Source organism: Bacillus sp. FSL M7-1345 (assembly GCF_038006985.1).
Classification (GTDB): Bacteria; Bacillota; Bacilli; order Bacillales; family Bacillaceae_G; genus Bacillus_A; species Bacillus_A cereus_U.
In genome coordinates, this window is the sequence record NZ_JBBOWG010000001.1 from 1,593,212 (window position 1) to 1,606,085 (window position 12,874).

Below are 12,874 nucleotides of genomic sequence, written 5' to 3' on the forward strand. Positions count from 1 at the left end.
TCTAAGAAAAACACAATCTAGACTTGTTTTTTGTTGAAATTATAACAAATAGAGGACAGCAAATTAACTGTCAAAATGTTTTAGCATTTAATTTGTCTTAATAGGAAATTCTATTGAGCAAAGACCTTATCTGATTTTTGTTTTAGAAAGGAGAGAAGCGGATGGATTCAATATGGCTAGAGTATGCTTGGGCATTGTTAATTTTAATCGGATTAGAAGGATTGTTATCGGCTGACAATGCTCTTGTCCTAGCAGTTATTGCGAAACATTTACCCGAAGAAGAGAAGAAAAGAGCTATAAATTACGGAATCATTATGGCCTTTGTTTTTCGATTTGCAGCCCTGTTTGCGATTTCATTTATTGCAAATGTTTGGCAAATACAAGCAATAGGAGCAGCCTATCTTCTTTATTTAGGATTGAAGCATGTCATTCAGGCGCAATTTGGAAAAGACAATCAAAATATTCATGAGGACGATGAAAAGGAAGCGGCAGGTAAAAGCTACTGGTTCACAGTAGGTAAGATTGCATTAGCTGACCTTGCTTTCGCGATTGATTCAATATTAGCCGCAGTTGCTCTTGCTCTAGGGCTTCCGGATTCACCGCTTGACGATTTCGGAGGTATGGATGGAGGACAGTTCATTGTTGTACTTCTTGGAGGGATCGCTGGACTTATTTTAATTAAATTTGCGGCAACTTGGTTTGTTGGGCTTCTTGAGAAACGGCCAGCATTGGAAACGACGGCATATGCGATTGTTGCTTGGGTTGGTGTCAAATTAGCTGTAATTACACTGGCTCATGAGGACATTGGTATTTTAGATCATGATTTTCCGCATAGTACAACTTGGACTTTAATCTTCTATGGAGTATTAGTTGCTATTGCACTAATTGGTTGGTTTGCACCGGGAAATAAGTCAGCCAAAAATAATCCCGAAAGGTAATAAAAAGGTCAGAGCATTATGTGCTTTGTCCTTTTTAATGATAATTATATTGTGTATTTTTCGATTTAACGCTATAATTACAGTGTTAAAGATGGAATCGTGATATGACCTGTTATGAATCTATCATTTTATTTATGAATAAATGGATTGGTATTTTAGCAAGATGTGCTAATAAACTACTCCACCATGATGATAACGTGCCAAAAATGTGGTGCGTATATTTTCGTGGTGGAGTTTTTTTTATTCTCAAAAAGGGGGAGTAACCATGAACGACAGCATGGTTCATATTACAATTGACGGCAAAGAATATAGTGCTGAGCCTGGTTCAAAGGTACTAGGCATCATTAATGAGAACGGAATTGAACATCCACAAATTTGTTATGTGCCGGAAGTGGATCCTATTCAAACGTGTGATACTTGTATTGTAGAAGTTAACGGAAAGCTAGTGCGATCGTGTTCTACAGTAGTGACGGAAGGTATGAGTATCGAGTTGTCCTCTACTAGTGCGAAGGCAGCACAACATGAGGCGATGGACCGCTTATTGGAAAATCATTTACTTTACTGTACGGTTTGTGACAACAATAACGGGAATTGTAAACTGCATAATACGGCAGAATTAATGGAAATTGAGCATCAAAAATATCCTTATGAGCCAAAAGTTGATGTAAGTGAAGTTGATATGTCTCATCCATTTTATCGCTATGATCCGAATCAATGTATCGCGTGCGGTCAATGTGTAGAGGTATGTCAAAACTTGCAAGTAAATGAAACGTTATCTATTGATTGGGAGGCAGAGCGCCCACGTGTTATTTGGGACGAAGGAGTAGATATTAACGATTCTTCATGTGTAAGCTGCGGTCAATGTGTAACAATTTGTCCTTGTAATGCATTAATGGAGAAATCGATGCTTGGTGAAGCTGGATTTATGACTGGGCTGAAGCCGGATATTCTTGAGCCTATGGTCGATCTTATTAAAGAGGTTGAACCTGGATATAGCGGTATTTTTGCTGTGTCAGAAGTAGAAGCTGCAATGCGCGACACTCGTACGAAGAAGACGAAAACAGTTTGTACGTTTTGTGGTGTAGGTTGTTCGTTTGAAGTATGGACGAAAGGGCGCGAAATTTTAAAGGTGCAACCAACTTCTGAGGCACCAGTTAATGCAATTTCTACTTGTGTAAAAGGAAAATTCGGTTGGGATTTCGTTAATTCTGAAAAACGACTTACGAAACCTTTAATTCGTAAAAATGGAGTGTTCGTTGAATCAACTTGGGAAGAAGCGCTTCATGTAGTGGCGAATAAATTGGGCTCTATTAAAGAAGAGTACGGTAAAGATTCTATCGGCTTTATTTCTTCTTCTAAAATTACGAATGAAGATAATTATGTTATTCAAAAATTAGCGCGTCAAGTGTTCGAAACGAATAACGTTGATAACTGCTCACGTTATTGTCAATCACCAGCGACAGATGGATTGTTCCGTACAATTGGTATGGGCGGAGATGCAGGGACGATTAAAGATATCGCACAATCGGGTCTTGTTATTATCGTCGGCTGTAATCCAACAGAAGGTCACCCAGTATTAGCGACTCGTGTGAAACGTGCGCATAAGCTTCACGGTCAAAAACTAATTGTTGCAGATCTTCGTAAAACTGAAATGGCAGAGCGTTCAGATATCTTTATTAGTCCAAAGCAAGGAACAGACCAAGTATGGTTAATGGCTGTTACGAAATATATGGTTGATCAAGGTTGGCACGATCAGCAGTTCATCGACGAGAATGTAAACTTCTTTGAAGATTTCAAAGATAGTCTTGCGGAATATACGCTTGAATATGCAGAAGAGATTACAGGCATTTCAAAAGAAACGCTCGTTAAAATGGCAGAAATGATTCGTGATGCAGATGGTACTTGTATTCTTTGGGGAATGGGTGTAACGCAAAATACGGGTGGTTCAGATACTTCTGCTGCAATTTCAAATTTACTACTTGCAACAGGAAACTATCGTCGTCCAGGTGCTGGTGCATACCCGCTTAGAGGTCATAATAACGTACAAGGTGCTTGTGATATGGGAACACTTCCAGGCTGGCTTCCAGGATATCAGCACGTTACTAACGATGTAGAACGTGCAAAGTTTGAAATAGCTTACGGAGTAAAAATTGATAACAAACCAGGTCTTAATAACATTGAAATGCTTCACGCAATTGATGAAGGTAAAATGAAAGCTATGTATCTTGTTGGAGAAGATATGGCTCTCGTAGACTCTAACGCAAATCATGTACATGAAGTGTTATCAAGCCTTGAGTTCTTTGTCGTTCAAGATGTGTTTCTTTCTAAAACAGCTCAATACGCTGATGTAGTATTACCAGCAGCGCCATCTCTTGAGAAAGAAGGTACTTTTACAAATACTGAGCGTCGTGTACAAAGGTTATATCAAGTGCTTCCAACGCTAGAAGATGCGAAACCAGACTGGTGGATCGTGCAGGCAATTGCTAATAAGTTAGGCGCAAACTGGAATTATAATCATCCAAGTGAAATCTTTGCTGAAATGGCAAGCTTATCACCACTATTCGCACACGCAAACTATGAAGTGCTTGAAGGGTGGAACAGTTTCCACTGGGGAAGTTTTGATGGAACGAATACGCCGCTTCTATTTAAAGATGGATTTAACTTCCCGGACAAAAAAGCTCGTTTTGCGATAGCTGATTGGGTACGTCCTGCTGCATTCCCAGCAGAATACGATCTTCACATTAATAACGGTCGTATGCTTGAACATTTCCATGAAGGGAACATGACGAATAAATCAACTGGTATTCAATCGAAAGTACCAGGTGTTTTCGTTGAAGTTTCTCCAGAGTTAGCAAGGGAACGTGGAGTGAAAACTGGTTCGTTAGTACGCCTTGTTTCTCCATTCGGAGCACTTAAATTACGTGCACTTGTAACGGATCGTGTAAAAGCGAATGAGCTGTATTTGCCGATGAACTCGACAGATAATGAAACGGCGATTAATTTCTTAACAGGTCCTGCGGTCGATCAACGTACGAATACGCCTGCATATAAACAAACGAAAGTGCGTATGGAAGTGTTACAAGTAGAAGGTGAAAATCCGATGCCAAAAACGAACCCGCGTAATAAAAAGCGTCATCCTCAAAACGGTATTGAGGTAAATCGTAAGTGGGCTCGTCCAGGATACGTACATTTAACGGATAACTAGGGAGGAGAAAAGAATATGGCGGCACCTATTCAAGCAATCCAAAAGCAGGAGCTAACTGAGGAAGAACGAAAACAACAAAAACTCGAAGATTTAAAAGAACTGCTAGCTAATAATGAAGAAGCTTTACATCAAATGTTTAATATAGTAGGTGAACTGAATGACATTGGGATGCTAGAAGCTGCAAATTCTATGCTGAAAGCGAAAGAACCAATCGCAAAAATTGTTCTAGGTCAAGTCACCCGTGAACCAGTTACAAATTTAATTAATAATATGATGGGCGCTGCAGGAGCTTTAACAGAACTTGATCCGGAACTTACGAAAAAGCTTATAGGTAGTTTATTAGTAGGACTGGAAGAAGGTAATGAGCATCTACAAAGTAATAAAAAAGTTGGGGTATTCGATCTTATGAAAGTACTAAAGGATCCAGATATTAATCGTGCTATCGGATTTGGTCTTCATTTCTTAAAAGGCATGGGTAAAGGGTTAAAAGAAGAATAGATAAGCAACAATAATAGTAATTCATCTTTACACTTATTTGAAATCATGTGTAAAGATGAATCTTTTCGTCTCAATTTAAGTGAATAGTTTAGATGAAAGGGTCATTTTGGTAGAATAGTTATGATGAAAGAATATGCGAAAAGTTAGTGTTGATGAACAGGGGAGGAATGAGAGTATGTCAAAGATGGTACACGAATTTAATGATATGATCCGAAAGCTTCGAAAGGATTTATTCGGAAAGGGGCCGGAGCGAATTCATACTGTATTTGCTGAAAATATGGCGATTGCTACACTTTATGGGAATTTGACACCTACTGAGAAATTTATTTCGGGAACGATGGATGGTGCGGAAATGGTTCATATGGCTCGAACGAAAATGATTCAAGAAGTGTATGCTGTTAATTCTCGTGAGCATTTAGAAGAACTTGTTGGAGCGAAATTAGTTCATCTGTTTTCAGATATGAAAGTGGATGAAGATATTGCAGTTTCGGTGTTTGTCTTTGATAAAAATATAACGTGAGAGAAGGATGCTCATCGTGAAATCGATACAGGTGGAACGGGAAATTTTTCGTTATGAACAAGGAGAATTTACACATATAGAGGACAGCATTGTAACAGAGTTTCCTGTTACGATTAAAATGAACGGCCAGGAATTTGTTACAATGGTTAGTACTCCAGAGTATATTGAAGACATGGTAATTGGCTTTTTAGCCTCTGAAGGCATTATCCGAAAGTATGAAGATATTGATGAAATATGGGTGCAAGAAAAAGAAGGCTATGTCCATGTAAAAACGACGAAAATCAATCCTTATTATCGTGACATGCAAAATAAACGTTATATTACTTCGTGCTGTGGAATGAGTAGGCAAGGGTTTGTTTTCGCAAACGATGCGCTGATGGCGAAAGAGATGAAGGATATTCGCGTGAAGATCTCTGCCGAGGATTGTTTTCGGTTAATGAATGATATGCAGCAATCTGCGTCTACGTTTCAACATACAGGCGGCGTTCATAATGCAGCTTTATGTGATGTGAATGGAATTATTTTAAGCCGGATGGATATAGGAAGACATAACGCTTTAGATAAAATTTACGGTTATTGTTTAAAAAACAACATTTCTATTGGTGATAAAATTATTGTTTTTAGCGGACGTATCTCTTCTGAAATTCTATTGAAAGTTGCGAAAATTGGCTGTGAAGTAATATTGTCAAAATCAGCTCCAACTGAGTTAGCATTAGAGCTAGCGGAGCAGTTAGGGATTACTACAATAGGCTTCATTCGTAATAAATCTTTAAATGTATATACGCATCCAGAGCGGATTATAAATATAAAATAAGTAGAAACGAGGCAATAATCATGAAATCTGTTACATTAGACAAATTAGATCGTCCTTTAAAGGATTTACGTATTTCTGTTACTGATCGCTGTAATTTTCGCTGTCGATATTGTATGCCAGAAGAAATATTTGGTCGTGATTATTCTTTTTTGTCTAATGATAAAATTTTATCTTTTGATGAAATTGAAAGGATTACACGTATTTTCGTTTCTTTAGGTGTAAGAAAGTTACGCATTACTGGGGGAGAGCCTTTACTTCGAAAAGACTTGCCTGAACTCATACAGCGGTTAAACGAAATTGACGGAGTAGAGGATATTGGTTTAACGACAAATGGATCATTACTTAAAAAATTTGCTCCTGATTTATATAAGGCGGGTTTATCACGTGTGACAGTTAGTTTAGACTCGTTAAATGAAGAGCGATTCTCTTATTTAAATGGGAATAGAAGTAAAGTGAAAATGGTTCTTACAGGAATACAGGCTGCAGCGGAAGCCGGAATGAAAATTAAAATGAACATGGTTGTTCAAAAAGGGAAAAATGAACAAGACATCGTTCAGATGGCAGAGTACTTTAAAGAGAATAAGCATATCCTCCGGTTCATTGAATATATGGATGTCGGTAATTTTAACGGCTGGGAATTAAGCGAAGTAGTTTCTAAGCAAGAAATATTAGAGATGATTCATAAAGTTATACCGCTTGAACGTATTGAAGCGAACTATCCTGGTGAAGTTGCGACACGTTATCGCTATATCGGTAGTGATGAAGAAATAGGAATTATTTCATCTGTAACAGATTCGTTCTGTTCATCATGTACAAGAGCGCGTATTTCCGCAGAAGGGAAATTGTATACATGTTTGTTTGCTTCTAAAGGAAACGATCTTAGAGAATTACTTCGTTCTGGATATACAGATGAGCAGATTACTAATGTTATTCGTGACATTTGGAATAATCGTTCAGACCGTTATTCAGATGAACGATTAAGCAATACGAATAAAAAAACAATGTCGAAAATTGAAATGTCGCATATCGGTGGCTGAGAAACTACTATGAATGTAGAATCTCTTTATTAACGTAAATAGTGGGAAATGTGCAAGTTTTGCACACTTTCTATGAGTATAGTAAAAATGATGATTGATATTTCTGTAAGAGATATGCAGAGAGATTAAGCAGCATTCAAAAATCCTTACGATGTTAAGGGTTTTTGGTGCTGCTTTTTTTAGATGAGAAAAATGGAGGAATTGGTTATGGCATTTCATAAACCGGAACAAATTGCTGCGCTTGTGATTGAATCCGGTGTTCAAAAGGTAAGGCAACCGCTATCCGCAATGCTTATTCTTGGTTTTTTAGGAGGAGCATTCATTTCGTTAGGATTTTTACTTAATATTCGTGTTCTAGGTAATGTACCGGAGCAATGGGGAAGTTTAGTCAATTTTATAGGAGGAGCGGTTTTTCCTATCGGACTGATGCTCGTTGTGTTAGCGGGAGGAGAATTAATTACGGGAAATATGATGTCGATGTCCATGGCACTTTATGCACGTAAAATCTCATTGAAACATGTATTAAACAATTGGGCTTGGATCACTTTAACTAACTTCTTAGGTGCACTTTTCGTAGCGTATTGTTTCGGTCATCTTGGCGGGCTTACTGAGGGGGCGTATTTAAATAAAACGATAGCGATAGCTCAAGATAAGTTACATGAATCTTTCGGAAGAACGTTAATTTTAGCAATTGGTTGTAATTGGCTCGTTTGTCTTGCGCTATGGCTAGCTTACGGAACGAACGATTTAATTGGGAAGATTGTTGGAATTTGGATTCCGATTATGGCATTTGTCGTAATTGGATTTCAGCAAGTGGTAGCGAATATGTTTGTCATTTCAGCCGTTATTTTTGCGGGACACCTTACGTGGATGGACCTTGCGAAAAACTTTGTACCTGTCTTTATTGGAAATGTAATTGGTGGAGCTGGCTTTGTTGGGTTCGCTTACTTTTCTTGTTATCAGAAACAAAGTGTTATCGAGAAAGATGTGTTGAAAAAATAATCGAATAGGAAGCAAATTTTTCACATGAAAGGAAGGCTATCTCATGATAGAGCGATATTCACGTCAACAGCTGTTCAACCCTATTGGGAGTGAAGGACAAGAGAAAATTAGAAATAAGCATGTGTTGATAGTCGGGGCAGGTGCATTAGGAAGTGCAAGTGCTGAAAGCTTCGTACGTGCAGGTATCGGGAAATTAACGATTATTGATCGTGATTACGTAGAATGGAGTAATTTACAGCGGCAACAACTTTATGCTGAACAAGATGCGATAGAAAAGTTACCAAAAGCAATCGCAGCGCAGAATCGTTTAAAACAAATTAATTCAGACGTGCAAATTCAAGCTCTTGTAATGGATGCAAGAGTAGATAATATGGAAGCTTTATTAGGTAGTGTCGATGTCATTATTGATGCAACAGATAATTTTGATATTCGATTTGTAATCAATGACCTGTCACAAAAACACAATATCCCATGGATTTACGGTTCTTGTGTCGGAAGTTATGGCATGAGCTATACAATTATTCCGAAGAAAACACCGTGCTTACATTGTGTGTTGAAAAGTGTTCCTGTTACAGGGGCGACGTGTGACACAGTTGGAATTATTAGTCCTGCTGTTCAAATCGTCGTAGCGTATCAAGTGGCAGAAGCATTCAAAATTTTAGTAGAAGATTACACAGCAATTAGAAAAACTTTTTTAATGTTTGATATATGGAGTAATCAATATCATTCTATCAAACTAGAAAAAATCAAAACGGAAGACTGCCCTTCGTGCGGAACAAATAGAACTTATCCTTATTTATCATACGAAAATCAAACGAAGACAGCTGTTTTATGCGGAAGAAATACAGTTCAAATTAGACCGGCGCATAATAATCATTACAACTTTGACGAGTTAGAAAAAGTATTAAAGAACCACGGAAAAGTTGATCGGAATCCGTATTTGCTCTCTTGCCAATTAGAAGAGTATCGCATCGTCATTTTTCAAGATGGGCGTGTATTTATTCATGGAACGAATGAAATTCAAAAAGCGAAACAACTATACTATCGGTTATTAGGGTAATAGAAAGGGATTGGTAATGATGGAAAGAAGAGTGCCAATTACAGTTGAAGAGGCTGTTCGTAAAGTGATGGAATTTGCTCATTGTGGTGTGAAAGAGCTAGTACCACTTGAATTAGCATATGGACGAACATTAGCAGACAATTTAGTAGCGGATCACGATGTGCCTTCTTTCGACCGCTCACCATATGATGGATTTGCTATTAGGGCAGAAGATACTTCTCAGGCAAGTCGTGAGAATCCAATTGTATTTGAAGTAATTGGTGAAATTGGAGCAGGTTCCGTATTTCCTACAGAAGTAGGGGCATTCCAAGCTGTTCGAATTATGACAGGGGCACAAATTCCGAAAGGATGTAACGCGGTCGTCATGCTAGAACTCACTCGTCATCGTCAATATGAGAATATCGGAAAAAGCTATATGGAAGTTAGACGCTCATTTAAAGAAGGAGACAATATATCCTTTCAAGGTGAAGATGTTCGGAAAGGAACCGTTCTCGCAAAAAGAGGTCATTACATTAATCCAGGTATGTCTGCTCTTCTTGCTACATTCGGTTATAGCGAAGTGCCCGTCGCGAAAAAGCCTGTCATTGGACTATTAGCGACTGGGAGTGAACTTCTCGATGTAAATGAAGAACTACAACCTGGGAAAATTCGAAATAGTAATACGTATATGATATCGTCTCAAATTCGAAGAGCTGGTGGAAGAGTAAAATACTTCGGGAAGTTTAGCGACGATTCTAATACGTGCTACGAAGCAGTGAAAAAAGCGTTAAGCGAAGTGGATATGTTAATTACAACTGGTGGTGTTTCAGTAGGAGATTACGATTATTTGCCAGCGATATACGAAAAATTAGGTGCATCAGTTCTTTTTAATAAAGTAGCAATGCGACCGGGAAGCGTCACGACTGTAGCACAATTAAACGGAAAATTATTATTTGGATTATCAGGCAATCCATCTGCTTGTTACGTAGGTTTTGAATTATTCGTAAAACCTAGCATTCGTACGTATATGTTTAGTGAAAAACCACATGTAAAACGAGAAAAAGCAATGCTCGGAGAAGATTTTCTAAAACCGAATCCATTTACAAGATTTGTACGAGGTAAGCTCCAGTATAACGAAGGACAACTAATCGCTTATCCATCAGGATTTGATAAATCTAGTTCCGTTTCTTCATTAGCAGAATCAAACATTTTTATCGTATTACTAGGTGGTACGAGAGGATATAAGAAAGAGATGTTTGTAGATGTTCTTTTATTAGAAGATAACGAAGGTAGTGAATGGCCTTGGACATTCCGAAAAGTGGGGAGAGGTTTTGATGGGACAAGCACGATTTGAAATTGTCGATAATCCGATTGTAGTTGAAGAAGTAACGAATAAAGTAGCAAGACGAGAAGCGGGAGCCATTACAACTTTTATTGGAACGGTTAGGGAATTAACGAAAGGAAAACGAACGTTACATCTTGAGTATGAAGCATATAAACCGATGGCAGTAAAAAAGCTTACTGAAATTGGAGAAGAAATTAAGGGAAAGTGGCCGGATGCGAAAATAGCAATCACGCACCGAGTAGGACGACTAGAAATAATGGATATTGCAGTTGTTATTGCGGTATCCTCACCGCATCGTAAAGTGGCATATGAAGCGAATGAATACGCAATTGAACGTATAAAGAGAATCGTTCCAATTTGGAAAAAAGAATTTTGGGAAGATGGAACGGAGTGGATTGGAGATCAACTTGAAAATACGCCATATCCAGAAGGAAAACCAAAGAAAGAAGAATGAGAGAATGATTACAATTTTATTGTTCGCAAATTTACGAGAAGAAGTCGGCTCAGAGAGATTAGTAATAATAGAAAAAAGAGAGATGAATGTTTATCAATTGAAAAAATGGCTGGAAGATAATTATCACTTACAATCGCTGGATACAGTTATGGTGGCAATTAATGAAGAATTTGTAACGGACGAAGATATTGTAAAACCTGGAGATATCGTAGCGTTTATCCCGCCTGTAAGTGGAGGTTAATTCTTTCCATTTAAGTATCAAATCTTTCATAACGTTAAGGAGGATCATTATGAGTGAATTTTCGCACTGGAATGAAGAGGGAAGAGCTAAAATGGTTGATATCTCTCAAAAAGACATTTCAACACGTACAGCTGTAGCACAAAGTACAATTTCTTTATCAAATGAACTATTTGAAGCAACTCAAAACGGAGGATTGAAAAAAGGAGACCCGCTCCAAGTAGCACAAGTGGCTGGCATAATCGGTGCTAAAAAAACAGCGGATATTATTCCGATGTGTCACCCGATATTAATCCAAGGAACAGACTTTACGTTTCATTATGAAAAGACAAGTGATGGGTATGAGTTAACGATACGAGCAACTGTAAAATGCAGCGGAAAAACAGGTGTAGAAATGGAAGCATTAACTGCTGTATCAATCGCCGCCCTTACTTTTTACGATATGTGTAAAGCTGTTGATAAAACGATGGTTATGAAAGAAACGTATTTAGTTCAAAAAACGGGAGGGAAAAGCGGAGACTTTTTTCACAAGGTAAAATAATTATAATGGAAGGAATGTGTATGATGATTACTCACGAACAAATTATGAACGCTTTAAGCCATGTAGAAGATCCAGAGTTACACAAAAGTATTGTGGAATTAAACATGGTTAGAAATATAAATATTGATGGTACGGAGATTCAACTAAAAGTAGTTTTAACGATACAAGGTTGTCCGTTAAAAGCAAAAATTCAACAAGATATTGAAGAATCTCTTCGAAACATTGGGGCATCAAAAGTTTCTTTAACATTCGGATCGATGACACCGGAAGAAAGAGCAGCATTAACAGCATCTTTAAAGAAAGAGGCTAGAACAGAAACAGGCATGCCTAGTATGCTTCGGCCTGATTCAGGTGTACGTTTTATTACAGTAACGAGCGGAAAAGGCGGAGTTGGTAAATCAACTGTGACGATTAACCTTGCTACTGCATTAGCACGTATGGGCAAAAAGGTTGGGATTTTAGATGCAGATATATATGGGTTCAGCATCCCAGCTATGATGGAAACGAATGAAAAGCCAACAATGATCGATCAAACAGCAATCCCGGTCGTAAGTCACGGTGTTAAAATTATGTCGATGGGATTTTTTACAGAAGGAAATAACCCAGTAATGTGGAGAGGTCCGATGTTAAACAAATGGATTCAAAACTTCCTTGCGAACACGCACTGGGGAGAATTAGACTATCTTCTTCTAGATTTACCACCTGGAACAGGAGACGTTGCGATAGATGTTGCTGCAATGATTCCACAAGCGAGGGAAATTATCGTCACGACGCCTCATAACGTAGCTTCATTTGTCGCTTCTAGAGTAGGAGTAATGGCAAAACATACGAAACACGATATTTTAGGTATCGTTGAAAATATGGCATATTACGAAGAACAAGACGGATCAAGAAACTATCTCTTCGGAAAAGGCGGTGGTGAAATGTTAGCAGAACAACTGCAAACAGAAGTAATTGCTCAAATACCGTTTGCGAAGCGTGAAGAGAATAAAGGGTCGTGTGTATATGACGAAGACTCGCTCGTTGGGGAGATGTTTACTTCTTTAGCGGAGGATATTATTTATAAAGGATAGGTTGGTATAAAAAGTGGGATACATAGCACGTATGTATCCTACTTTTTATTTTCTTATGGAGTTATTTCAACAGTTTTAAAGGTTATATATTTAAGATTGTAGTAACTGCGAAACCATTTGCGAAATTTGATTTGCTTGTGAAACTGTATTAAATGCAACTAAACGCTCCA

At 38.1% G+C, this 12,874-nt stretch carries 13 protein-coding genes and 1 pseudogene; all 14 read left to right on the top strand.

The window, feature by feature from the left end:
- The first annotated feature begins 161 nt into the window (after positions 1 to 161).
- The 14 genes and pseudogenes from MHB76_RS08300 to MHB76_RS08365 all read left to right on the top strand — a co-directional run bounded on the left by MHB76_RS08300 (position 162) and on the right by MHB76_RS08365 (position 12,704).
- A complete protein-coding gene (locus tag MHB76_RS08300; protein WP_078173060.1) occupies positions 162 to 938 on the top strand; it encodes a TerC family protein in 777 nt (258 codons plus the stop codon).
- A 104-nt stretch (positions 939 to 1,042) separates the two neighbouring features.
- Positions 1,043 to 1,235 (top strand): annotated as a pseudogene (locus MHB76_RS08305) (hypothetical protein).
- Positions 1,216 to 4,143, top strand: a complete 2,928-nt coding sequence (gene fdhF / locus MHB76_RS08310; protein WP_414429088.1) for a formate dehydrogenase subunit alpha — start codon at positions 1,216 to 1,218, stop codon at positions 4,141 to 4,143. Before MHB76_RS08305 ends, fdhF begins: the two are co-directional and overlap by 20 nt.
- A gap of 15 nt (positions 4,144 to 4,158) precedes the next feature.
- Positions 4,159 to 4,641, top strand: a complete 483-nt coding sequence (locus tag MHB76_RS08315) for a DUF1641 domain-containing protein (protein ID WP_078173062.1) — start codon at positions 4,159 to 4,161, stop codon at positions 4,639 to 4,641.
- Positions 4,642 to 4,816: 175 nt separating this feature from the next.
- Positions 4,817 to 5,161, top strand: a complete 345-nt coding sequence (locus MHB76_RS08320) for a DUF2294 domain-containing protein (RefSeq protein ID WP_002168730.1) — start codon at positions 4,817 to 4,819, stop codon at positions 5,159 to 5,161.
- A 16-nt stretch (positions 5,162 to 5,177) separates the two neighbouring features.
- Positions 5,178 to 5,975, top strand: a complete 798-nt coding sequence (gene fdhD, locus MHB76_RS08325) for a formate dehydrogenase accessory sulfurtransferase FdhD (RefSeq protein ID WP_078173063.1) — start codon at positions 5,178 to 5,180, stop codon at positions 5,973 to 5,975.
- Between the two features lie 20 nt (positions 5,976 to 5,995).
- Positions 5,996 to 7,012, top strand: coding sequence for a GTP 3',8-cyclase MoaA (moaA, locus tag MHB76_RS08330; protein WP_078173064.1), 1,017 nt, complete (start codon positions 5,996 to 5,998; stop codon positions 7,010 to 7,012).
- Between the two features lie 207 nt (positions 7,013 to 7,219).
- Complete coding sequence (locus tag MHB76_RS08335) at positions 7,220 to 8,014, top strand: formate/nitrite transporter family protein (protein WP_078173065.1); 795 nt, start codon at positions 7,220 to 7,222, stop codon at positions 8,012 to 8,014.
- A 43-nt stretch (positions 8,015 to 8,057) separates the two neighbouring features.
- On the top strand, positions 8,058 to 9,074 hold the full coding sequence (locus MHB76_RS08340) for a molybdopterin-synthase adenylyltransferase MoeB (protein WP_078173066.1): 1,017 nt from the start codon (positions 8,058 to 8,060) through the stop codon (positions 9,072 to 9,074).
- A gap of 19 nt (positions 9,075 to 9,093) precedes the next feature.
- Positions 9,094 to 10,407, top strand: a complete 1,314-nt coding sequence (locus MHB76_RS08345; RefSeq protein WP_078173067.1) for a molybdopterin molybdotransferase MoeA — start codon at positions 9,094 to 9,096, stop codon at positions 10,405 to 10,407.
- Positions 10,388 to 10,852, top strand: coding sequence for a molybdenum cofactor biosynthesis protein MoaE (locus MHB76_RS08350; protein WP_078173068.1), 465 nt, complete (start codon positions 10,388 to 10,390; stop codon positions 10,850 to 10,852). The genes MHB76_RS08345 and MHB76_RS08350 overlap by 20 nt, the downstream gene beginning before the upstream one ends.
- Positions 10,853 to 10,856: 4 nt before the next feature.
- The gene (gene moaD, locus MHB76_RS08355; protein WP_078173069.1) at positions 10,857 to 11,093 is read left to right on the top strand and encodes a molybdopterin converting factor subunit 1; all 237 of its coding nucleotides are present in this window, start codon (positions 10,857 to 10,859) and stop codon (positions 11,091 to 11,093) included.
- A gap of 49 nt (positions 11,094 to 11,142) precedes the next feature.
- Complete coding sequence (gene moaC / locus MHB76_RS08360; RefSeq protein WP_078173070.1) at positions 11,143 to 11,631, top strand: cyclic pyranopterin monophosphate synthase MoaC; 489 nt, start codon at positions 11,143 to 11,145, stop codon at positions 11,629 to 11,631.
- 20 nt (positions 11,632 to 11,651) lie between these two features.
- The gene (locus MHB76_RS08365; RefSeq protein WP_078173071.1) at positions 11,652 to 12,704 is read left to right on the top strand and encodes a P-loop NTPase; all 1,053 of its coding nucleotides are present in this window, start codon (positions 11,652 to 11,654) and stop codon (positions 12,702 to 12,704) included.
- Positions 12,705 to 12,874: the final 170 nt, after the last annotated feature.